This is a genomic window from Saprospiraceae bacterium, assembly GCA_026129545.1.
Lineage (GTDB): Bacteria > Bacteroidota > Bacteroidia > Chitinophagales > Saprospiraceae > M3007.
Genome location: JAHCHX010000001.1, coordinates 2,736,654 through 2,758,630 on the forward strand (window position 1 = coordinate 2,736,654; position 21,977 = coordinate 2,758,630).

19 protein-coding genes are annotated in these 21,977 nt (G+C 53.4%); 9 read left to right on the forward strand and 10 right to left on the reverse strand.

Annotated elements, in window-relative coordinates:
• Positions 1-775: 775 nt before the first annotated feature.
• Positions 776-1,963, forward strand: coding sequence for an acyl-CoA dehydrogenase (locus KIS77_10500; protein ID MCW5922767.1), 1,188 nt, complete (start codon positions 776-778; stop codon positions 1,961-1,963).
• A gap of 372 nt (positions 1,964-2,335) precedes the next feature.
• Here KIS77_10500 and KIS77_10505 read toward each other — a convergent pair whose 3' ends face one another.
• The 3 genes from KIS77_10505 to KIS77_10515 form a co-directional block, all read right to left on the reverse strand.
• The gene (locus KIS77_10505; GenBank protein ID MCW5922768.1) at positions 2,336-3,772 is read right to left on the reverse strand and encodes a redoxin domain-containing protein; all 1,437 of its coding nucleotides are present in this window, start codon (positions 3,770-3,772) and stop codon (positions 2,336-2,338) included.
• 97 nt (positions 3,773-3,869) lie between these two features.
• The gene (locus tag KIS77_10510; protein MCW5922769.1) at positions 3,870-4,916 is read right to left on the reverse strand and encodes an NAD(P)-dependent glycerol-3-phosphate dehydrogenase; all 1,047 of its coding nucleotides are present in this window, start codon (positions 4,914-4,916) and stop codon (positions 3,870-3,872) included.
• Positions 4,917-5,067: 151 nt separating this feature from the next.
• A complete protein-coding gene (locus KIS77_10515; GenBank protein ID MCW5922770.1) occupies positions 5,068-6,390 on the reverse strand; it encodes an alkaline phosphatase family protein in 1,323 nt (440 codons plus the stop codon).
• A gap of 270 nt (positions 6,391-6,660) precedes the next feature.
• Here KIS77_10515 and KIS77_10520 point away from each other — a divergent pair, with 270 nt between their 5' ends.
• From KIS77_10520 to KIS77_10530, 3 genes are all read left to right on the forward strand, one after another.
• Positions 6,661-7,083 (forward strand): hypothetical protein, encoded by a 423-nt coding sequence (locus KIS77_10520; protein MCW5922771.1) that lies wholly within the window; start codon positions 6,661-6,663, stop codon positions 7,081-7,083.
• Positions 7,084-7,348: 265 nt separating this feature from the next.
• Positions 7,349-7,780 (forward strand): hypothetical protein, encoded by a 432-nt coding sequence (locus tag KIS77_10525; GenBank protein ID MCW5922772.1) that lies wholly within the window; start codon positions 7,349-7,351, stop codon positions 7,778-7,780.
• Positions 7,738-8,388 (forward strand): peptidylprolyl isomerase, encoded by a 651-nt coding sequence (locus KIS77_10530; GenBank protein ID MCW5922773.1) that lies wholly within the window; start codon positions 7,738-7,740, stop codon positions 8,386-8,388. Before KIS77_10525 ends, KIS77_10530 begins: the two co-directional genes overlap by 43 nt.
• Positions 8,389-8,391: 3 nt before the next feature.
• Here KIS77_10530 and KIS77_10535 read toward each other — a convergent pair whose 3' ends face one another.
• From KIS77_10535 to KIS77_10545, 3 genes are all read right to left on the reverse strand, one after another.
• Entirely contained in the window at positions 8,392-8,958 is a 567-nt protein-coding gene (locus KIS77_10535; protein ID MCW5922774.1) for a DUF1572 domain-containing protein, read from the reverse strand.
• Positions 8,959-8,979: 21 nt separating this feature from the next.
• A complete protein-coding gene (locus KIS77_10540) occupies positions 8,980-9,906 on the reverse strand; it encodes an NAD-dependent epimerase/dehydratase family protein (protein ID MCW5922775.1) in 927 nt (308 codons plus the stop codon).
• A gap of 123 nt (positions 9,907-10,029) precedes the next feature.
• Complete coding sequence (locus KIS77_10545) at positions 10,030-11,061, reverse strand: trypsin-like peptidase domain-containing protein (GenBank protein MCW5922776.1); 1,032 nt, start codon at positions 11,059-11,061, stop codon at positions 10,030-10,032.
• Positions 11,062-11,276: 215 nt separating this feature from the next.
• Between KIS77_10545 and KIS77_10550 the strand changes: the two genes are divergently transcribed.
• The gene (locus tag KIS77_10550) at positions 11,277-12,149 is read left to right on the forward strand and encodes a T9SS type A sorting domain-containing protein (GenBank protein ID MCW5922777.1); all 873 of its coding nucleotides are present in this window, start codon (positions 11,277-11,279) and stop codon (positions 12,147-12,149) included.
• A gap of 70 nt (positions 12,150-12,219) precedes the next feature.
• Here the strand turns inward: KIS77_10550 and hflX are convergent, their stop codons facing one another.
• The 3 genes from hflX to KIS77_10565 form a co-directional block, all read right to left on the reverse strand.
• Positions 12,220-13,428 (reverse strand): GTPase HflX, encoded by a 1,209-nt coding sequence (gene hflX / locus KIS77_10555; GenBank protein MCW5922778.1) that lies wholly within the window; start codon positions 13,426-13,428, stop codon positions 12,220-12,222.
• Between the two features lie 40 nt (positions 13,429-13,468).
• Positions 13,469-14,434 (reverse strand): AAA family ATPase, encoded by a 966-nt coding sequence (locus tag KIS77_10560; GenBank protein MCW5922779.1) that lies wholly within the window; start codon positions 14,432-14,434, stop codon positions 13,469-13,471.
• Positions 14,435-14,696: 262 nt separating this feature from the next.
• The gene (locus KIS77_10565; protein ID MCW5922780.1) at positions 14,697-15,440 is read right to left on the reverse strand and encodes a hypothetical protein; all 744 of its coding nucleotides are present in this window, start codon (positions 15,438-15,440) and stop codon (positions 14,697-14,699) included.
• 241 nt (positions 15,441-15,681) lie between these two features.
• Between KIS77_10565 and KIS77_10570 the strand changes: the two genes are divergently transcribed.
• The 3 genes from KIS77_10570 to murF all read left to right on the forward strand — a co-directional run bounded on the left by KIS77_10570 (position 15,682) and on the right by murF (position 19,730).
• The gene (locus tag KIS77_10570; GenBank protein MCW5922781.1) at positions 15,682-16,677 is read left to right on the forward strand and encodes a type IX secretion system membrane protein PorP/SprF; all 996 of its coding nucleotides are present in this window, start codon (positions 15,682-15,684) and stop codon (positions 16,675-16,677) included.
• 96 nt (positions 16,678-16,773) lie between these two features.
• Positions 16,774-18,276 carry an SUMF1/EgtB/PvdO family nonheme iron enzyme gene (locus tag KIS77_10575; GenBank protein MCW5922782.1) on the forward strand — a complete coding sequence of 501 codons (1,503 nt, stop codon included), beginning with the start codon at positions 16,774-16,776 and terminating at the stop codon, positions 18,274-18,276.
• 116 nt (positions 18,277-18,392) lie between these two features.
• On the forward strand, positions 18,393-19,730 hold the full coding sequence (gene murF / locus KIS77_10580; GenBank protein ID MCW5922783.1) for a UDP-N-acetylmuramoyl-tripeptide--D-alanyl-D-alanine ligase: 1,338 nt from the start codon (positions 18,393-18,395) through the stop codon (positions 19,728-19,730).
• Between the two features lie 43 nt (positions 19,731-19,773).
• Here the strand turns inward: murF and murQ are convergent, their stop codons facing one another.
• Positions 19,774-20,580, reverse strand: a complete 807-nt coding sequence (gene murQ / locus KIS77_10585) for an N-acetylmuramic acid 6-phosphate etherase (protein MCW5922784.1) — start codon at positions 20,578-20,580, stop codon at positions 19,774-19,776.
• A 151-nt stretch (positions 20,581-20,731) separates the two neighbouring features.
• Here murQ and KIS77_10590 point away from each other — a divergent pair, with 151 nt between their 5' ends.
• Positions 20,732-21,925 (forward strand): hypothetical protein, encoded by a 1,194-nt coding sequence (locus tag KIS77_10590; protein ID MCW5922785.1) that lies wholly within the window; start codon positions 20,732-20,734, stop codon positions 21,923-21,925.
• The last annotated feature ends 52 nt before the right edge of the window (positions 21,926-21,977 follow it).

Below are 21,977 nucleotides of genomic sequence, written 5' to 3' on the forward strand. Positions count from 1 at the left end.
TAGACAAGGGCAGCGCCCCGAAAACATATTCTGGGGCGCTGCCCCTCACGAAATAATTTCAAACATCTCCTACCAATTTTTCGGGGCGCTGCCCCTGCCTAAATAGTCACATCACCTATATCTTTCGAGCCAACGGGAGGGACGAGAGATGGCTCGAAATAGGAGCTCAAAGGTTTTGACAGAACGCTCTCCGGCGAAGATGTTTGCACAGGGTTGGAATTGGATTTGCGACGCTTGCGGATTCGGCAAGTTCGATTCACCAGCCATTCTCGGTTTGTAAGAGGTGTCATCTTTTGAGGAACTATACTTCGCGCCGTTAGGTTTTGGGCATGGCTGCAATCGCAATCTGTTCAAAATCAATAACATCAATCATGTTCATCTAACAAATCCTAGCGAATCAAGGTATAAAAAGCTGACACCTCGGCCTGTTTTTGAGATGTCACCCTTCCATGCTTCCGGGATGACAGCTCAGAACCCGCCAAAGCGAGAATGGCTGTCGATTCACTGCAATTTTTTGTCTGGCGGCAATCGTGAAAGAACCGCTTCCGACTGCGCAACACTTCGAATTGGATTAGCTATTGCCAGCCACACCAAAAAACAGACGAATTCTAAAAAATCGGCCACTCCGATTGATTCGAGCAAGTTGACGTACTTTTACCCCCGAAAATGCTCCTAATCACCACACAAGGGGCATTGGCCCATCATTCACCGGTACCATATTTCACACAGCGTGAGCCATGTACCGCAAACAGCGAACCGTCAAATCTTTCAAACTATGTTTCACCTGACCGAAGAGCATTTGGCCGTGCAACAAGCGGCCCGCGACTTTGCCCAAAACGAACTAAAGCCCGGCGTGATTGAGCGCGACTCGAAGGGCATCTACCCCGCAGAGCAAGTCAAAAAAATGGGCGAACTCGGCTTTCTTGGCATGATGGTCTCGCCTGAGTACGGCGGCGGAGGCATGGACACGCTTTCTTATGTGCTGGCGATGGAGGAAATCAGCAAAGTGGACAACTCCTGCTCTGTCATCATGTCCGTCAACAACTCGCTCGTTTGTTGGGGCATTGAGGCTTTTGGCACCGAAGAGCAAAAACGCAAGTACTTGCCAAAGCTCGTCACGGGGGAGTGGATTGGCTCATTCTGTCTTTCCGAACCAGAGGCAGGCAGCGATGCCACGAGCCAACGTACCACAGCCGTTGACATGGGCGACCATTACCTTTTGAGCGGCACCAAAAACTGGATTACCAACGGCGCCACCTCCAAACTGCACCTCGTGATGGCGCAGACTTATCCAGAAAAAGCGCACCGGGGCATCAATTGCCTCATCGTGGAGGCCGATTGGCCGGGCGTGACCATCGGGGCAAAAGAGGACAAACTCGGCATCCGCTCTTCCGACACGACCAGCATCATGTATTCCGATGTGAAAGTGCCCAAGGCCAATCGCATCGGCGACGACGGCTTTGGGTTCAAATTCGCCATGAAAACCCTCTCCGGTGGTCGCATCGGCATCGCTTCTCAGGCGCTTGGTATCGCAGCAGGCGCTTATGAGCTCTCCGTTGCTTATTCCAAAGAACGCAGCGCCTTTGGCAAACCCATCAGCCAGCATCAAGCCATTGCTTTCAAACTCGCCGACATGGCCACCGAAATAGAAGCAGCCCGACTGCTCGTCTATCGCGCTGCCTTGATGAAAGACCAAGGACTCAACTACGACCAAGCCGCAGCCATGGCCAAGCTCTACGCATCGGAAGTCGCCATGCGCCACACTGTGGAGGCCGTGCAGATTCACGGCGGCTACGGTTTCGTGAAAGAATATCATGTGGAGCGCCTCATGCGCGACGCGAAAATCACGCAGATTTATGAGGGCACCTCAGAGGTGCAGCGCATCGTCATCTCGCGCAACGTGCTCAACGGGGAGCTGTATGTGCCCATGCTGAATACACAGTCGGCCGAAATGGCGCATTGACGGATACTTGGGAACCGCCTTTTTTTGACGGCCTGCCAGCCCCGTTTCTGACGACAAAATCAAGCATGAGGCTTTTGGCGCAACTCAAAAATGATTTAAAAATGCCGGATATCCTGAGGTGGCGCAGGATATCCGGCATTTTTAAATCAAAAAAAATTCGGAGGAGGATGAGTCAATAATCTCTCGAAGGGATGCAGTGCGCACTACTGAACATTATTTTTGTGCCGTAAAGACAAAAAGGCACAAAATGCGGCAAATCAGTGAGTATTCTGCTTTGCGTCTTCGCGGCTTCATGGCAAATTTGAAAATGTCCGGTAGTGTGGATGCAGTGTTGTTGTCCGTGCGTCATGCCCATCGAAAAGCGAGTTTGCCCTATTTCAGTTTGTTGAGCTCACGCTGAAACACCTCTTCCAATTGCTCGGCTTTGAGGTTCTTCGCCACGATGATGCGGTCTTTGTTGAGGATGTAAAGTTCCGGTGTGATATCCACGAAGTATTTGGCGTAAATGGCGCGATTGGTGGGGTCGAACACGACGGGGAAATCAAAGCCGTGTTTCTTAGTGAACGTTTTCAACTCCTCAGCCGTGGTGCTGACACCTATGCCAAAGAAATCCACCCCCCGGCTTTTCCAGTTGCGGGCGATGGTTTGGATTTTGGGAGCGTCTTTTTGGCAATGCTCGCAGTCGGGGCTAAACATGAACACCACCACGATAGGGGCGGTGAGTTCGTAGATGCTTCTCTCCTTGTCGGTCAGAATATCCTTTGCCCTCACGTCGGCGCCTTTTTTCCAAAGGAGACTGGCCTCCATTTCCCAGACGTGTTTTTGCAATTTCTCCAGATTTTCGGGCTTGTCCCAAAACGCCAGTTCGGGCGTGAAGAAGTTTTTCACGACGTGCACATATACCGCCTCGCCATCCATGACTGTGGTCTTGGTGTTTTCGTATTGCAGGGCAATCCAGTTTGCAAAAAATTGGAAATAAGGTTTGTGGGGCAACACGCGGCGAATCAGTTCGTCGGCTACGGGGATGATGGAATCACGGTTTTGGGGCACCATTTCCTTGATGTATCGGCGCAGTTTGTTGCCGACGACGGGGGTGCGCAGCAGTCGCTCGTCGGTAAAGTCCACGTTCTCCCAGAATTGGCTGCGGTATTGCAGCAGCTGTGCCAATGTGTCGAGGTCGCCATTAGGTTTGCGCGGGTAGGTGAGTTCGGGGTTTTGGCCTGCTTGTTTGAATTTGGTGAAAAAAGCGTCGGGGTATTTGGCGTAGATTTCGTCGAGATGTGCCTTGCGCTCATCGAGGATTTGATTTTGCCGCGCTTTGGCTTGCTGATAGGCCGGCGAGTCTTCCGGGTTGTTTTTCATCAGTTCGGAAGTTCGCTGGATTTCAGGGTCTTGTTTGGCCTGAAACATGGCGTTTTTGTAGAACAAGTCCGTGTTGATGGAGCCGTTCACCTGCATTGTGTTGGCAATGTCGTCGGCTTTGGCGCGAAGCGCGAAACGCTGGTCTTGGTCAATGAGAATGGAAAAATTCTTGTTGCCGCCGGGCAGCAGGAAGGTGTAGAAGCCAGCGGGGAGCGGTTCTTTGCGCCGAATCTCGAAGCGTCCGTTGGCATCCACATCAGCCGAGTCGGCCAAGTAATTGCGGTCGCCATAGATGCCCACAAGGCGGGTTTTCCCGGCAGGGATGCCTTCTATCTGAACTTGAATGAGTGTGCTGTCGAAGTCGGCTTGGGCTACATTGGTTTGTGCCTGCGATGCGATGCCAGCGCCGAAAAGCAGGGGTAACAGGATAAATCTCAAATGCCTCATCGTTTTTGAAAATTTTTAGTTTTTTAAAAAACGCGGGCAAAAATAGAGCAATCAATGCGCCAAAACGGGGCTATTAGCGATTTGTTGACAAGCCCGTTTACAAAAAATCCACATCCACCGCATACGGATAAGTCATCAGGTACTCCAACGCTTTTTCGATGGGGAAGCCCTCAAAAACAACTGCGTATAGCATATTCGTTATCGGCACATGCAGTTTGTATTGACGGGCGAGTTGGTGGGCGATTCGGAGCGTCCGCACCCCTTCTGCCAGTTCGGGCATGGTGTCGCGGATTTGGGCGGTGGTTTCCCCTTGAGCAAGGCGTGTGCCGAAAGTGTAGTTGCGACTGTTGAGGCTGGTCGCCGTCGCCACAAGGTCGCCAATGCCCGCCACACCGATGAAGGCTTGGCTCGAAGCGCCGAGCGATTTGCCGAAATAAACCATCTCGGCCAGCCCGCGCGCGATGAGCAGCCCTTGGATATTGCGCCCCATGCCCATGCCGCCCAAGATGCCGGAGCCTAAGGCTACGATGTTTTTTAAAGCGCCGGCGAGCTCTGCGCCGAGAATATCGTAGGAGCCAAATACATGAAAACGCTGGCTATTCAGCGCCACCTGTCCCGCCTGAATGACTTCGCGGAACCGGCTGCCGACCAAAGTGGCGGTGGGCTGGCCTTGCATGATTTCAGCGGCGAGATTAGGCCCCGAAAGGCATCCTACCCGCACCACGCTGCTTTCCTCCAACACCACCTCGCTCATGGTGCGCACGTTGGAGCGGGTCAGCACGAGGCCGGGGCGCTCCAGCTCGTCTTCCTCCACGTCTTTGAGGTCGAATCCTTTGGTGCCGTGAATGATGATGTGACGCGGACGCAGGTAGGGAGCGATGGCCTGCGTCACTTGCCTGAAACTATTGGATGGCACAATAGGCATGATGAGCGAGCAGCGCCGTGCCACCTCCTCCAAGTCGCTTGTGGCGGCCACCCTCTCGGCGATTTCCACCCCCAGATGGGAACGGCTCTGATTGATGGTATCCACCGTTTCTTGGCTGCGGCTGAACAACAATACGTCGGCATTGTGCGCCAACAAGTTGGCAACCGCAGTACCAAAACTGCCGGCACCAATCACCCCTACCGGATTAAAAGGAGACATTTTGTGCAATGTATAGTGCGATAGTTAAACAATGTGCTGCTCCGGGTTTTCGGGACAGGTTGTGCGAATTAGAGGTCTTTTTTTGTTTGGCTGATTTTGTTGAGATATTCGTGAAAACAATGAGCAGTTCGACTGTCGCCGCCGCCTCGCGTCATTTCATTCCCTTGGCTGTGATGGTTCTTTTCCACGTTTCCTTGCCGTCGGCATCGTAGTTTGTGATTTCCAAAGCTCGCTCGGTGCGAGTGCCGCTGAAGCGGAGCATGGAGAAGTTGTGCGTGTTCACGCGCGTGCCTTCCACATGCCATTTGTTTTCTTCTGCATTGGGGTTGGTGCCTGAGGTAAGCGGCGAAGTGGTAAGGTCATAGACCCAATTGCCCGCACCGTTTTTCATGGCGCTCAGTTCGGTGAAATGTTTGTCGCCAGTCAGAAAAACAACGCCTTTGATATTTTCCCTTTCAATGAAATTCAAAATGGTGTCGCGCTCGGCGGGGAAAAGGTTGGCGGCTGTTTCGTGCTTCACGCTCGTCGTAAGCAATTGGCCACCGATGGCTACTATTTTGAAGGGTGCCTGACTTTGTGCCAGCGCGCCTAAAAACCAATTCAGCTGCTCTTTTCCCAACAAGGTGCGCTCAGGGCAGGTGCGACATTCGTTGGGGGTGCGAAAGTAGCGATTGTCGAGCAGAAAGAAATCAACGTCCATGTATTGAAAATAGGTGGTGCAGCCTTTTTGCCCATTCACACCGAATGTGGGATTGCCCCAAAAATCTCGGAAAACCTCCCATGCCATATCCTTGTGAACGAACGTGCCGTCGGAGTCATTGGGGCCAAAATCGTGGTCATCCCAGATGGCGTAGTGCGCCGTGGAGGCCAGTAGCGGCTGCAATTCGGGGATGGAGCGGTCGTGCGTGTAGCGATGCACCATGCCCGTGCGCGTGAACCAGTCCGGCTCGCGGTAATAGACATTGTCGCCGAGCCAAAGCATCACGTCGGGGTTTTGTTGGTATATGCTGGCGTATATCTGAAAATTGGAGCCATACGGTCTGCCGGGGCGGTCATACACTGGCTCATTGGTGTAGGCACAGCTGCCCGTTGCCACCGAGAAAGCGGGAGGGTCGGTGCGCCATTGCCACAAGGGTTGTGTCTTGAACGTGGTGGGGAAAGGGAGCTTCACTGCTTGCTCATTGAGGAGCACGGCATACTGATAGGCTTTGCCTGGCTGCACTTGGTCGGCCACGCATTTTGCGGTGAAGCCGTGTGTTTTGGTGGTGACGACGGGAGCGGTTTTCATTTTTGCCGATGGGTTGCTCGTCTCCCAGTATTCCACCACTACGGTGCTGGGCGCGGTGGTTTGCACCCAAATCAACGCCTCGCGCATATCCACATGGCCGAGCATGGGCCCATTTTGGAGCGCGGCATTGCCGGATGGAGTTTGCGCGGTGCCAGATGTGCCATGAAACCAGAGCGCAAGGGCCATGAAAAGGCGAAACATGGCAAGGTTGCGTTGTGGCAAAAAACGATGTAAAACGACTTGTGATGTCATGCCTGACTGTTTACGGTGTTGTTTGCCGCGAAGGTAAGCGAATGTCCCGTTCCAGCCTCTGCTTAACACAAAAGTCAACCTGCGCCCAACCAACCTATTTCATATCTCGTAAAGAAAAATAGAATTTAATTTCACGGATTCCTTGCTTTTTCCAAAAAAAAATCTTTACTTTGAACCGACAAATTAATTTAAAGGAGGTTTACCATGACAACACGAATAGCACTTCTCGCCATTATCCTCCTCACGCTTTCCCTCGACATCGCCGCACAGTCCGCGGAAAAAACCTTTGCAAAGTCTTTCAACACGGAAGAAAAAGGCACCATCGTGCTGGACTTGCCGGGTTCCATAGACTTGAAAGTGTGGGACAACCCCTACGTTCGCATCAACATTACTGTAAGCATCCCCACAGGCAACAACGCGATGCTCGGCGAGCTCGCCAATGCCGGTCGTTACAACTTGATATCAAAAGCAAACGGCAATGCCTTGTCCATCACGGCGCCAAACATGCAGAAACAAATCAGAATCAAGGGAGAGGAGTTGCGCGAAACACTTACGTTCGTGGTGTTTGTGCCCAAAGATTTGAAAATAGAAATGCCCAATGCTGAGGCTTTTGCGGCCAAAAGGTAGTGGGATTGTTTTTCACTCGCCATAAAGAGCGCGTTCCGACGTGCTCGGCGCACACAATTCGATTGCCCGCATCACGTTGACGTGAGCGGGCAATTGTTTTTTGGGTACTGTCCCGAACGGCTGTACGTAGGGTGGGCTGCGCGACTCATCAACCCTCAAAAACCCTTGACTACCTTCATCGACCCTCCTCATGCTGAAAACTTGAAGGCGTGAAGTATATTTATCCGGTGATTGAGCGAACTTTGCGCACAAAATAGTCACTGCCATGACCCGTTTGCTTCTATCTTTCTTCATCATCATCATTGTTTCAGCCACTGCCGCACACGCGCAAATGTCGCGCACGATATATCAGGTTTTTGAGGTGGACTCGGTGAAAACGGTCAATCTTGACATAGCCGATGTCTACGACATTCAGTCTTGGGCAGGCAGCACCATCCTCATCGAGACAAATGTGCTGCTTTCGCACGGCTCGCCTGAGATACTTGATTACCTCATTAAAGAAGGGCGATACGATGTGGCGATGGATACGATTGCGATGCCGGAGGTGAAAATTTACACTCGAATGCCCGACCGAAAAAAGAAAAGGGTCAAAACGCCCGATGGCGAAATCACGGAACTTCCAGAGGCCAAGATATATGTGCCAGACACCTTCACATGGTCAGGCGACAAAAAGGTGTTGACCCGCAAGCCCAATTGATGCTCTTCCCAACATCTCTCGCCTCGGCGCTGCGCTGCGCTTTTCTTTCTCTCGCGCTTTTTCTGACAACGGGTTGCCAATCAAAGAAAAACACGCAGGCAATCATCCACACTAGCATGGGCGACATACGAGTGCGGCTTTACGACGACACTCCCCGCCACCGCGATTTTTTCCTTAGGCTGATTCGTTTGGGTGCCTACGACAGCCTTCGCGTGCGTCGCATAGAGCGCGATTTTGTGGTGCAGAGCGGTTACGCCCGCGAGGTGCCTCAACTGACGACTACCCCACCCGCCCAAACGCAGCGTCCGTTATTGAGGGGCGCGTTAGCGGCCAACGGCTCGCTTTTCTTCATCGTGCAGGGCCGGCCACAAACGGATGCCACCTTGGACAAGTGGGAGCAGCAATTGGGCAAAAAATTCTCCCCCGAACTGCGTGCGCTTTACAAACAAAAAGGTGGCGCGCCGCAGTTGGACGGGCAATACACGGTTTTTGGCGAAGTCGCCGCGGGCATTGATGTGGTGGATAAAATCGCCGCACTTCCTCGAAACAGCGACGACGAGCCTTTGGAGACGGTGACGATGCGAGTGAAAACGCTCGAGCGTCAATGAAGCTCACCGCTTTTCCGCAAAAAACTTGCGCTGTTTTTCTTGCGCAAATTTTTCATTGTTGAACGCCCGAGACCCGCCTTTCGGAATCGAGAGCGATTGCCATTTTTCGCCTGCCAACAGGCGGCACAGATATACCAGCTGGCCTATGTGGTAGGGATAGTGGGCGAGTTGGCGCGACAGGGCTTCCAACACTGTGTGTCCCTCGTTCCTGATATAAACGATTTTATCCAAATCGCGGTCCGTGAGAGGGTTCACAGCATCGAAAAAGCATTCCCAGCCTTCGTTCCACGCGGCCAATAGTTCTTCCTTGTTGGCATAATCGTTTTCAAATTCCGCCTCGCGGTCGCGCCAAGGCTTCTCGCCATCAGCGGTGAGAAAGTCGGTGAAGCGGCTCCGCATATTGCCGTTCAGATGCTTCACGATGATGGCCACGCTGTTGCTTTCGGGCGAGGGCTGCCAATGAATGTGCTCGTCGTCAATCTGGGCAAGTGCCTTGTCGCCAAGCTCGCGGTAGTACCCGAAAAGTTTTCGGGCGCTATCGAGATAGTTGAGTTCGGGAGAGGTCTCCATAATTGTTTGTGGATGAGTGCTTCAGCTTTTTCTGCTCCGATAATAAGCCACAGTTGCGTCCAAGCCTTGCCGGTACGATGTCGGCTTCATGCCGAATGCGCGCTCGAATTTTTCGGAGGAAAAAACATAGTCGTGCGCAAATTGGTAGTTCATCTCTGCCATTTCGCGGAAAAGCCTGCTCCCCAAGCCCATGATGCGCAACATGAAAGTCGGGGTCGTCTGGAACTTGGGCTTCACACCAAAGGCCGTGGCGGCAGCTTTCACCCAATCCTCGCCTGTCCAGCGTTCGGCGGACGACGGGAGGTGCCATATTTGTTCATCGGCGCGAGCGTCGGTGCCAAGCAGCGCTAGTGCTGGCCCGATGTCGTGCGTGTAGGTATAGGTGTGAATTTTATCGGCCCGTCCCATCAAAAATGCCGATTTGCCCGCTGCCAATCTTTCAAAGACCGTGAGGTTCAGGATGCTGGTTTGGCAGTCGGGGCCATAAAAATCTGCGGCGCGTGCGATGCAGCCGCGAATTGTTTTTTTGTCAAAAGCCTCGAGCAAGCGTTCGGCAATCTGTTGGCGTACCTTTCCTTTTTCACTACTGGGGCGGTGGGGTGTCTCTTCCGTCATGGCGCCTTCCACGAGGCCATAAGAATACACGTTGTCGAGAAATACAAACTTGGCATCGTTGGCTTGGCACGCCTCTATGCAGTTTTCCATAATCACCGGCCAATCGCGACGCCAAATGTTGATGTTGTATTCCAACCCAACCAACAGATATACGACTTTGGAGCCATCCACTGCGTTAAGCACGTCGGCGCGATTGGTCACGTCGGCCTGTCGGTGTTCCCAGTCGCCGGGAAAGGGGCGTCGGCTTACGCCACGCACTGGTATATTTTGTCTGCGAAGCGCGGTGGCCAAACCCAAGCCGACCGTACCGTTGATACCCAAGATAGTGTGCATGATTCAAAGTGTTTGTTTGAAAATTTTGCACAATGGTAAGGGATTGTAGAGAAGAGTGAAAGCACTTAACTGTTGAATGGTGGGCAATGCCGAGCGTGCAGGCGATTTCGTCGGTCGAATCGCTTATTTCAATTCGCCTGGTGTCACGGCCACACTTTTAAGGCTGCCATCGCGCAGCACCCAAAGGCTGGAGCGCCGCCCGATGGTGGTTTCGTCGAGCGCCTTGTGCAGCTCGTCAATCGAGTCAATGGGCTTGCCTTCAAACTGCACGATGATGTCGCCTGCTTTCAAGCCCGCGTTGTTGGCCGGGCCGTCGGCTTCCACGTTTTGAATTTGAATGCCGCCTTTGGTGGGTAGTTCCAGCGTTTGTGTCCATTTGCTGGGCAGCGGCACGGCCTGTGCGGCGATGCCGAGATAACCTCGTCGCACGCGGCCTTCGAGTATTAGTTTTCCGACGACGAACTTGGCCAAATTGGCAGCAACCGCAAAACACAATCCCTGCGCTGGCAAAATAACCGCCGTGTTGACCCCAATGACATTGCCAAACGAATCCACCAAAGGGCCGCCGGAATTGCCGGGATTGAGCGAGGCATCGGTCTGAATCACGTCGTCAATAAGTCGGCCATTCTGACTGCGGAGCGTGCGCCCCAAGGCGCTGACCACGCCCGCCGTCACGGAGTACTGGAAACCGTAGGGGTTGCCGATGGCGATGGCGATTTGGCCGACCTGCAATCGGTCACTTTCGCCGAAAGAAAGCGTGGCGAGGTTGTCGCCGTCAATTTTGACCACCGCCACATCGGTGGCTGGGTCGTCGCCCACCACGCGGGCATGGAACGAACGCCCATCGGGCAAGCTGGCCTCGATTTGGGTGGCACCATTCACGACATGACTGTTTGTCACCACGAAACCATCAGAGCTGATGACGAAGCCGCTGCCAGTGCCTGCCCCTCCGGGAGGCATTTGCTGTTGTTGCCGACGATTTTGAGGCGTTGGTTTTTGGACTTTCAGGTGAACGACACCGCTGCTGACACGGCGAGCGACACCGGTGACGGTCTGGGAATAAGCATCGAGCAGGTAGTCATCTTGCTCATTCGCCCGGCCACGGCGCTCGCTGCTGTTCGCAGCCGCGCCTTCCGTTGCAAGAAAATTAAGCATGAAAAAAAGTGGGTTTGAGAGAAAAAATGCCGGGATGTAGGATGCCTTCGTGTGATGCGGTTCGCTTGGCGAGAATTGTGCCACCCGTTTTTTTGCGACAAAATGGCAGCAGGCTTGGTTAAAAAAATCCTAAAAAAAAATTTCAGCCCAACCCTCCCGCAAATGACAAGTGTCTATGGTGCCAATTGATTTTTTCAAACACTAAACATTTAAGCATGAAAACGACCATCAAGGCGGCACTTGCGGGTGCCGCCGCTTTTTTGCTTTGGGCTGGAGCCAACGCCCAATGTCCGCACGACCCTACGGTGACGGGGAACCTGTTGCTTTGCCCCGAGTCCACTTCTATCCTCAGCACACAGCAGTACGATAGTTACCAGTGGTACAAACGGCCTTTTTCGGGTGGTTCGGCACAGCCGATACCCAATGCCACCAGCCAAACGCTGGAAGTGGATGCCTACTACGATACGCCGTCTTATATTTCAGTCGCGGCCACGCTCAACGGCTGCGCCGAACAAAGCCCGGAGGTGTTGGTGGATGGCTTGGCGTTCTTGCCCGTGACGGTGTCCTCGTTTGGCGATTTTTCCATCAGCCCGGAAGGCGAATTGATTATTTGCTCAGGTGATACTGTTTGGATGGAGGTGCTGCTGCCTTACACGCTCAACATCCAGTGGTACAACGATTGGGAGCCGATAGCCGGAGCCAACAACGACACGCTGGTGGTGACGACTCCGGGCAACTACTCCGTGTCGGCCTCGCCAACGGAATGTCCCGATTGGACAGCTTCGTTGGGCTTGACGATTCCCGTGATTTGGGGAAACACGCCCGGCTGCCTGACTTCGGTGAAAGCTCCTCAGGAAATGTTGCAAGTGGACATCACGCCCAATCCGGCGACCAGCAGGGTGCAAGTGACGGTGGCGGATTTTGCGCCCGTATCGCTGGTATTGCTCGATGTTCAAGGCAAGATAGTGCGCGAGCGTACATTTGCCGAGCAAACCACGCTGGATGTGGCGGACCTTCCTAAGGGTGTGTATGTGATGCACCTGACCTCGAAGCAGGGCAGCGCGGTTAGGAAATTAGTGGTGGAGTGACCATCGCCGATTGACGCTCGCGGCTGCTCCCGATGTGGGGTGGCAGCCGCGAGCGTCAATCACACTTGTGCTACCAACTTTTCACCTGATGCGGGTAGCGCACCACGTAAGCTTCTTTGATGAGGCGCGTCATGCGCTCGCGCAATTCCTCCATGCCTTCTTTCGATTTGGCAGAAACGAAGATGTTCTCGCCAAAAGCGTCGCGCAGACGCGCGTGCAGGTCTTGCTCCAATTCTTTGCGCGTGGATGGGTCGAGCAAATCGTCGAAATATCGTTCGCGATAGAGGTCTATTTTGTTGAAAACCATCAAGGTAGGTTTCTCTGCTGCACCCAATTCGAGCAACGTTTTTTGCACGGTGCGGACATGGTCTTCAAACTGAGGGTGCGCCACGTCCACCACATGGAGCAGGATGTCGCTCTCGCGCACCTCGTCGAGGGTGCTTTTAAAACTTTCCACCAGATGGTGTGGCAACTTTCGGATGAACCCCACCGTGTCGGAGAGCAAAAATGGCATGGTGCCGAACACTACCTTTCGCACAGTGGTGTCGAGCGTGGCGAAAAGTTTGTTTTCGGCCAGCACCTCTGATTTTGAGAGAAGGTTCATCAGGGTACTTTTCCCGACGTTGGTGTAGCCCACAAGCGCCACTCGAATAAGCTCGCCGCGTGTTTTGCGCTGGGTTTGGCTCTGTCGGTCTATGTCTTTGAGTTTTTCCTCTAGGGACTTGATACGATACTGCACCAGGCGCCGGTCGGTCTCTATTTGGGTTTCGCCGGGGCCTCTCATGCCAATGCCGCCGCGCTGACGCTCCAAGTGCGTCCAAAGGCCGCGTAGGCGAGGCAGCAGGTATTTCATTTGGGCCAATTCGACTTGTGTTTTGGCTTGTGCCGTCTGGGCGCGGTTGGCAAAGATGTCGAGGATGAGCGTGGAGCGGTCCACGATTTTTACCTTCAAGGCTTCTTCGAGGTTGTTCGTTTGTTTGCCCGAAAGGTCGTCGTCGAAAACAACCATGTTCACTTCCTCGTGGCGCTCGAGGTATTTTTGGATTTCCTCCACTTTTCCTTTGCCGATAAAGGTGCGATGGTCTGGGTGGAGCAGGCGTTGGGTAAACCGCTTGACCGTCTCGGCCCCAGCGGTATGTGCGAGAAATTCGAGCTCATCCATGTATTCGTGTGCTTGGGTCTCCGTCACTTCGGGCGTGATGAGGCTCACCAACACGGCATGCTCGGTCTCTTTTTTCAGTTCGGCGGATTTTTCGCCGAGTGTCCATTCCTTGGCCATTGCGCTAAAATATCGGGCAAGATGCCCGTTGTGTCGAGCATTACAGCAATGCTTCGATGATGTTTTCTTCGGTCACACCCTCTGCCTCGGCTTTGTAGTTGCGCACGATGCGGTGGCGCAGCACAAGGTTGGCGATGGCTTGCACGTCCTCGATGTCTGGAGAGTATTTGCCTCGAATAGCGGCGTGGCATTTTGCACCTAGCACGAGATATTGACTTGCGCGAGGGCCAGCGCCCCATCCGAGGTAGTTGTTTGCCTCTTTGGTGGCGCGTTCGGTGCCGGGGCGGGTCTTGGAGGCCAGCCCTACCGCGTATTCCAGCACGTTGTCGCTCACAGGTATTTTCCGAATCAGTTTTTGATATTCGAGGATTTGGTCGCTATTCAGGATATGACGCAATTCGGCCTTGAAAGAAGATGTGGTGTTTTTTACCACCTCCACCTCCTGTTCGTAGGTTGGGTAAGTGAGCGGGATGTTGAACATGAAACGGTCCAACTGTGCTTCCGGCAGTGGGTAGGTGCCTTCCTGTTCGATGGGGTTTTGTGTGGCGAGCACAAAGAAAGGCGACGGCAACACATGACGCGAACCGCTCACGGTGACGGAACGCTCTTGCATGGCTTCGAGCAGTGCCGCTTGGGTTTTGGGAGGTGTCCGGTTGATTTCGTCGGCGAGAATGATATTGGCGAAGACGGGGCCGCGCAAAAAGCGGAAATGGCGGTCTTCGTCAAGAATTTCGGAGCCTGTGATATCGGAGGGCATCAAGTCAGGAGTGAACTGTATGCGTTTGAAATCAAGGTCGAGCACTTCGGCTATCGTGCTTACCAAGAGCGTTTTGGCCAAGCCGGGAACGCCCACCAACAGCGCGTGACCATTTGAGAAAAGTGTGATGATAACTGCTCGTACCACATCGTCTTGTCCGACGATTACTTTGCCGACTTCTGCGGAAAGGTCTTTGTATGCCTGCGCCAGCGCATCTACTGCTTCTACGTCCGAATTGAATTGTGCCATTATTTTGAGTTATTTGAATGGAAAGTCAGCCTGATTTGCAACTGATTGGGGGTGATTGTCTGCTGCGTTTTTTGACTTGTCTGTTTTTAAAGTCAATCACCTGCCAACGCCTTGTCTAAAAGGATGGGGGCTTAAACGCCGCCTCCGTTCCTTTGTTTTTTAAAACGAGGGGCAAAAGTAGTGAATCGAAAAATTAACCACAGGGTTTGGCTAAAAATGCGCCGCCAACGGTGGGATTTTGTCGGCAGAAGGCAAAATGTGTTCAGCCGAGGCTGTCTCGGCTGTTGTAGGCAAACATCTCGCCCTTGTTATTTTCAAAGCGCGCCACCAAAGAGGTTTTGGTGGCGGGCAAGTCGGTAAGGAACCACTTGCGTCCTTCCGGTACCACGATGAAAAGCCCGAGGTCTGTGCCGAGCGCAGAAAAATCGGCGCTTGGTTTTTGCTTCTCAAATGGCAAGATGCCCCAACGTTCCGCGGCACTTGCGCTCCACGCCAACACATCATCGGCCACGATGCCAATCTCGCTGATTTCAAGCAAAGAGCTGGGGCCAAAAGGTTGGCTGCTTTCGTTCATCAAATCGCGGCGGGCGATGAGTTCCACGATGTTTCCCGCCGCATCAAAAAAATAGGCAGCCTCCGCGTTCCAATCTGGGAAATCTATGCGCGTATGGCCTTTATCATTGGCAATGAGCACAATCCCAAGCCTTTCGAGCCACGCCATGCCCTCTCGTATTTGATTGCAGGGTATGTTGAAAGCGAAGTGATGGATGCCGTTTGCAGTCGGGTTTTCGGAAAATATCAACGTGGCATCGCCAATTGAGACATAGGCATTGCCCGCATCGGCGACACACGGCAAGCCCAGCAGGTGGTGGTAAAAGTCAACCACGCTGCTTAGGGATGCTGCCTCGATTTGGATACTGTTGATTTTCACGTCGGAAAAATACCAAGAATTGTGATAATGCCCACAATGTCCCACGTTTCCAGCATATTCGCACAAAACAAGCAATTTTGGGATTTAAGCCTCGTGCAACATTTGTTTTTCACCGCAACTGAACAGAACTTCGCGTCGTTATACCCAGATTAAAAAGGATTTGGGGATGAGCTTGATTGAATCACATGATTTTCGGATTACCGCAAGTGTTGTTCGTTCAAAACCACCTGAGCGGCCCCTGTACTTGGGGGACTGATTTGCGGTGAGAATGTCAGACAACCCAAAGCACCGTGTTCCCGCCAAAGCTGTTCAGACTATGAGAAAACTTTTTGCCGCACTATTTCTTTTGGCGGGCTTCGCCGCACAAGCGCAAGACCCGATTTTCTCTCAATTCTATGCCATGCCCCTTCAAATCAACCCGGGGTTTGCGGGTAGCGCCATCGCCCCGCGCATGGGTGCGGCCTACAGGAATCAATGGTCGGGCTTCAACAATGCTTACCGCACCTATTCATTGTTCTACGAGCAAAGCTTGGAGCGGCTCAACAGCGGCATTGGATTCAATCTGGAAGGCGACAATGCAGGCGATGGCATCTTGCGCACCACCCGCTTCTCAGCCATATATGCTTATCGGCTCAACGTGAATGACCATTGGGCCATCAAACTTGGCATGGAAGCTGGCGCCCAACAAACCCATCTCGACTGGCAAAAACTTATTTTCCCCGACCAGATTGACCCCATCGGCGGCGTTGGCAACGGCACGGACGAGGTGCCGCCCGAATTCGCCTCGCGCGCACAACTCGACATTTCCGCGGGGATGCTCCTGCTCAGCGAACGGTTTTACCTCGGCGTGGCACTCAAACACCTGAACACACCCAACGATGGCATCCTGCTCGTCAACGACAATCTTTCTCGCGGTTTGCCGCTTCGCTACACCCTGCATGGGGGCACGGAGCTGTTCGTTAAAAAGGGCAATAAACTAAAACACACCTCGTTTATCTCCCCGAATTTTTTGTTCGTTTCCCAAGGGCCTTACCAACAATTGAATGTCGGAGCCTATCTAGCGTTAGGGCCTTTCATCGGGGGAGGGTGGTATCGGCATACTTTTCGCAATGCGGACGCGGTCATTTTGCTCGCGGGTTTTCGCGAAGGCATTTTCAAGATGGGGCTTAGCTACGACCTCACGGTGTCTGGGCTGGCGGGGCGTTCAGGCGGCACTTACGAACTCACCCTCGGTATTTTGTTTGACCAAAATGAAAATCTGCGCAAAAAGAAGCGCCGCGACCTCAACGATTGCATCCGAATGTTTCAGTGAACCCAACAGCTTTCGTTAAATTTTGAAAGCCCGGAATTCTGAAATGTTTTATTTGCCTACATTTGCTGCTCAATTTTCTAAACCTGTATTTTAATAATGAAAAAAACACTCATTCACGGGTTAAGCTTTGTCCTGCTCATCTTCCTGCTGGCTAGCTGCGGTAAAAAAACCGAGCGTTCCTCCTCTACCGGTTGGAAGTACAACGACCAGAAGTGGGGTGGCTTTGAAAAAGTGAAAACCCCTGGCCAAGCCACGGGTCCGAACCTCGTCCTTATCGAAGGCGGCACCTTCACGATGGGCATCACCGACCAAGATGCTACTTACGAATGGAACAACGTGGCTCGCCGCGTGACGGTCTCCTCGTTCTACATGGACGAAACCGAAATTGCCAACATTGACTACCGCGAATACCTTTACTGGGTGGACCGCGTGTTTGGCGAAACCTATCCAGAAGTCTGGAAACGCGCCTTGCCCGACACCCTCGTGTGGCGCGACGAATTGGCCTACAACGAGCCAATGGTGGAGACCTACTTCCGCCACCCTGCTTACGACGATTATCCCGTCGTGGGCGTCAACTGGCACCAAGCCAACGAATTTTGCAAATGGCGTACTGACCGCGTGAACGAGATGATTCTCATCGAGCGCGGCATCATTGACCCCACACCCGACCAAAAGAACGAAAACAACTTCAACACAGAAGCCTATCTGGTGGGCCAATATGAGCCAGCCGTCCGCAAAAACCTGCCAGACCGCCGCACAGGCGGCGAGCGCGGCGTGCGCCTCGAAGACGGTATCCTGCTGCCCGCATACCGCCTCCCGACAGAGGCCGAATGGGAATACGCAGCCCTCTCGCTCATCGGCAAGCAAGCAAACAGCAAGGACGAACTTATCACCGACCGCCGCATCTATCCTTGGGACGGCAACACCGTGCGCTATCAGAAGCGCAACAGGTACCAAGGCGCCATGCTTGCCAACTACAAGCGCGGCGGTGGGGACTATGGCGGTATGGCCGGTGCTTTGAACGACAAATCGTTCTTCCCATCCAAAGTGCGCGACAACTGGCCCAACGACTACGGTCTCTACAACATGGCTGGCAACGTGAACGAATGGACTGCCGACCTCTATCGTCCGATGACTTCTTCCGACTTGGAGGATGTGGCCAACCACGACCTGAACCCATATCGCGGCAACATCTTCATGACCAAACAACTCGACCCGGAAACGGGACAGCCTGTCACCAAAGACAGCTTGGGACGCTTGATCTATGAACTGATGGACACTACCACCACCGCCCTGCGCGACAACTACAAACGCCCCGAAGTGTACAACTACCTCGACGGCGACAAAGAATCGCAGGTGGAATATCGCTACGGTATCAGCACCCTCATCAGCGACAAGGCTCGCGTTATCAAAGGTGGCTCTTGGGCCGACCGCGCATTCTGGCTCTCGCCGGGTGCTCGCCGTTTCCTTGAAGAGGACAAAGCCAGCCGTACTGTTGGCTTCCGCTGTGCCATGACACGAACGGGCAACCCCATCGGTAACGATGAAAAGGGCAACGAATTCAAAACAAAGAAGAAAAAGGTGAAACGCCGCTACTAGTTTTGTAGGGAGCTGCCAATCCTTATTGTTTCGCATGAGTCATTCCGCAGTGTTCGGAATGGCTCATTTTTTTTAGGCGCGACACTTCGGGCGATTCACCTATTTTTGCCCTTCTTATGCTTTCATTACAAGAGCTTTACGTCATATACAGACAACATCCCGTCGTCTGCACCGACACTCGGCAACTCACGCCTGGTTGCCTCTTTTTTGCGCTGAAAGGCGACAACTTCGACGGCAACAAGTTTGCACTACAGGCATTGGAACAAGGCGCAGCGTATGCCGTGATAGACGACCCGGCTTACGCAAAAAGCAGCAATTGCTTGCTCGTGACAAACGTGCTGCATTTGCTCCAAGACTTAGCCACCCATCATCGTCGCCAGTTCGATATCCCTGTCATCGCCATTGGAGGCTCCAACGGAAAAACGACCACAAAAGAGCTAATCGCGGCGGTGTTGTCCAACCACTACCCGTGCCATTATACCAAAGGCAATTTCAACAACCATATCGGTGTGCCGCTTACACTGCTCTCCATGCCCGACGACACGGAAGTGGCCGTGCTCGAAATGGGGACGAACCAACCCGGCGACATCGCTCAACTCTGCGAAATCGCCCGCCCCACACACGGGTTGTTGACCAATATCGGGAAGGAGCATTTGGAGGGGTTTGGCAGCCTTGAAGGCGTGAAAAAAGCCGAAGGCGAACTCTATCGCTACCTCGCTCGGCACAATGGATGGGTATTCGTCAACCAATCTGAAAAATACCTCTCTTCCATGACACGACACCATCGCCGACGCATCCAGTACACCCGAACGGAAGCACTTGTCCCCGGCGATGATAAAGAGACGATTCGAGTGATGCTCGTGGAAGAAGCCCCTTTCATACGAGCAGCGTTTCTATCCGATGAATCTGACCATGTGGTGGAAATTCAGACACAGCTCGTGGGCCATCACAACTTCAACAATGTGATGACCGCCATCGCGCTTGGCGTTTATTTCAAAGTCCCCGCAGAAAAAATCAAAACTGCCCTCGAAAACTACAAACCTGCCAACAACCGCTCCCAACTTCTCCAATATGGCGACAACACTATTCTGCTGGATGCTTACAACGCAAACCCCTCAAGCATGAGGCCAGCATTGGAAAGCCTGAAAGCCATCTCGGCCAAACAGAAGGTAGCAATTCTCGGCGATATGCTTGAATTGGGCGAGGAAAGCCTAAAAGAACATGAAGCCATCGTGCGCTTCGCTGCTCGCCAGCGTCCCGATGTACTCGTGTTGGTAGGCCCCGAATTTGGCCGCACCCATTTTCAAAAACACGGAGCCATCCATTTTGCCGATACCGCCGCAGCAAAGGACTGGTTCGCGCAACAACGATTCGACGATGCCCTGATTTTGATAAAAGGCTCGCGGGGAATGAGGCTTGAGGAACTCGTGCCGCACTCGGTCAATGCCCCGTGAATGGAGCCGCCAAATGAGGAAGCGAAAAACCCCGCCTGTGCAATCAAGACCCATAAGCACTCAACGCCGCACGCACACTTCCGAATCGCGCCAGCAACTTTTGGGCAGCCTCGTAGCTTAAGCCAGTGGCTTGCACTATCATCTTCGTGCCCCTGTCCACCAGCTTGTTGTTGGAGAGTTGCATATCCACCATTTTGTTGTCCTGCACCCGCCCAAGCCGAATCATGACAGCAGTGGAAATCATGTTCAGAATCAACTTTTGCGCGGTACCCGCCTTCATGCGCGTGCTGCCCGTCACGAACTCCGGCCCCACGACCGCAAGCACCGGGAAATCGGCTTCGGCCAATAGCGGCGCGCCGGGGTTGCAAGTGATGCAGCCCGTGGCAATACCCCGCTCCCGACAAGCCCTAAGGCCATGAATCACATAAGGGGTGGTGCCTGAAGCCGCGATGCCCACCACGGTGTCCAGCTCATCCACTTGCCATATTTTCAAATCCTGCCAAGCCTGCGTCTCGCTGTCCTCCGCGCCCTCCACAGCCTTGCGAATGGCCGAGTCCCCCCCCGCTATGAGACCCACGACCCACTCAGGGGGCGCTCCGAATGTGGGCGGAATCTCTGAAGCATCCACCACACCGAGCCGCCCACTAGTGCCGGCGCCGATATAAAACAGGCGCCCTCCCTCGCGCATTTTCGGCACGATGGCCTCCACCAACGCCTCTATCTGGGGAATGGCCTGCGCCACCGCCAAAGGAACGAGCTGGTCTTCCGCATTGATGTTGAGCAGCAATTCGCGCACACTCATTTTTTCCAGATGGCGGTATTTTGAAGCACTCTCAGTTACCTTTTCCATGTATTTCAAAGTTGATTTACAAGCGTTTGCAAGCCGTTTTGGATTTTAACAAATTTTGCAAAAGCCCTAACATCTTTTAAAAGACGCGAGATAAGAAAGCCCTGCACCTTTCAGGCAGATTTTTGAAAGCAGTCACAAAAACGAAAAAATCATGTTTGCCAAGACCCACATACTCGTCTCATTCCTACTGTTGGCTTTTTTGCTGACTTCCTGCCGCACCGCACAAAAATTCATCGAAAGCGGCGACTACGATGGCGCCATCGAATTTTGCGTCGGCAAATTGCGCGGCAAATCGAAGAAAAAAACCGAACTCGTGCAAGGGTTGGAAGCGGCTTTTCAGAAAGCCCAAGCCCGCGACCTCGCCACCACGGAGCGCCTCGCTGCCAGTGGCCGACCCGAAAACTGGGAGCGCATCAATGCCATCCACCGCAACATGGCGGCCCGTCAGCGCAAGGTCAGCCCCCTCACCCCCCTCGTGTCGAAGGACGGCTACCGCGCCCGGTTTGAGTTTGTGGACATCGCCACGCTGGAGCGCGAAAGCCGCGAAAAAGCAGCAGAGTATGTCTATGACCGCGCCAAGACCCTGCTCGCCCGAGGCGAAAATGGCGACCGCCTTGCCGCCCGCGAAGCTTTCCGCGAATTGCAGGATTTGCAGACAAAATACTTCCGCCACTACAAAGACACAGAGCAGCTGAGCGAACGCGCCCGCGACCTCGGCACCTCGTACATCCTCTTTGAAGTCAAAAACCACTCCGACAAAATGCTGCCGCGCTCATTCGTGGAGCGGGTGACGACCATGAGCAAGCGCGATTTGGACAGCGAATGGAAGGCATTTTTCTTTGAAGCACAGCCCGGCGCTCAATACGATTACAAAGCAATTTTCAAAATCCGTCAAGTGGACATCAGCCCAGAGCGCGTCCACGAACGCGCCTACACCGACGAAAAGGAAATAGAGGACGGCTGGGAATATGTACTCGACGAAAGGGGCAATGTGAAAAAAGACTCGCTCGGCAATGACATCAAAGTGCCCCGAAAAGTGTGCATCTACGCGAATGTGCTAGAGGTCTATCAAACAAAAGCAGCCCGGCTGACCGGCGCGGTGGAAATCTATGATGCCTATCGCAACACCCTGCTCGACACCCGCGAGATGGGCACCGAAATTTTATTTGAAAACTACGCCAGCACCTTCACGGGCGACCGCCGAGCACTCAGCGAGCAAACAAAGCGCCGCATCGGCAACGCGCCCATGCCATTTCCCCGCGACGAAGATATGTTGGTGCAGGCTGCCGACCGGCTGAAACCCAACCTGAGGGACGAATTGCGCCGCAACAAAGCCATTTTGTAGCGGCATCTCTCCTACACTCGTCGGACGAATCGAAATCGCCCGACGAGTGTAA

Bases quoted from the DNA above. Each gene is read 5' to 3' on its own strand.
- KIS77_10575 (MCW5922782.1), top strand. From the start codon at position 16,774: ATGAAAAAAACACTCATTCACGGGTTAAGCTTTGTCCTGCTCATCTTC.
- hflX (MCW5922778.1), bottom strand. From the start codon at position 13,428: ATGGCCAAGGAATGGACACTCGGCGAAAAATCCGCCGAACTGAAAAAA.
- KIS77_10515 (MCW5922770.1), bottom strand. From the start codon at position 6,390: ATGGCCCTTGCGCTCTGGTTTCATGGCACATCTGGCACCGCGCAAACT.
- KIS77_10510 (MCW5922769.1), bottom strand. From the start codon at position 4,916: ATGTCTCCTTTTAATCCGGTAGGGGTGATTGGTGCCGGCAGTTTTGGT.
- KIS77_10550 (MCW5922777.1), top strand. From the start codon at position 11,277: ATGAAAACGACCATCAAGGCGGCACTTGCGGGTGCCGCCGCTTTTTTG.
- KIS77_10535 (MCW5922774.1), bottom strand. From the start codon at position 8,958: ATGGAGACCTCTCCCGAACTCAACTATCTCGATAGCGCCCGAAAACTT.
- KIS77_10570 (MCW5922781.1), top strand. From the start codon at position 15,682: ATGAGAAAACTTTTTGCCGCACTATTTCTTTTGGCGGGCTTCGCCGCA.
- KIS77_10525 (MCW5922772.1), top strand. From the start codon at position 7,349: ATGACCCGTTTGCTTCTATCTTTCTTCATCATCATCATTGTTTCAGCC.
- KIS77_10560 (MCW5922779.1), bottom strand. From the start codon at position 14,434: ATGGCACAATTCAATTCGGACGTAGAAGCAGTAGATGCGCTGGCGCAG.
- murF (MCW5922783.1), top strand. From the start codon at position 18,393: ATGCTTTCATTACAAGAGCTTTACGTCATATACAGACAACATCCCGTC.
- KIS77_10545 (MCW5922776.1), bottom strand. From the start codon at position 11,061: ATGCTTAATTTTCTTGCAACGGAAGGCGCGGCTGCGAACAGCAGCGAG.
- KIS77_10530 (MCW5922773.1), top strand. From the start codon at position 7,738: ATGGTCAGGCGACAAAAAGGTGTTGACCCGCAAGCCCAATTGATGCTC.
- murQ (MCW5922784.1), bottom strand. From the start codon at position 20,580: ATGGAAAAGGTAACTGAGAGTGCTTCAAAATACCGCCATCTGGAAAAA.
- KIS77_10520 (MCW5922771.1), top strand. From the start codon at position 6,661: ATGACAACACGAATAGCACTTCTCGCCATTATCCTCCTCACGCTTTCC.
- KIS77_10590 (MCW5922785.1), top strand. From the start codon at position 20,732: ATGTTTGCCAAGACCCACATACTCGTCTCATTCCTACTGTTGGCTTTT.
- KIS77_10540 (MCW5922775.1), bottom strand. From the start codon at position 9,906: ATGCACACTATCTTGGGTATCAACGGTACGGTCGGCTTGGGTTTGGCC.
- KIS77_10500 (MCW5922767.1), top strand. From the start codon at position 776: ATGTTTCACCTGACCGAAGAGCATTTGGCCGTGCAACAAGCGGCCCGC.
- KIS77_10505 (MCW5922768.1), bottom strand. From the start codon at position 3,772: ATGAGGCATTTGAGATTTATCCTGTTACCCCTGCTTTTCGGCGCTGGC.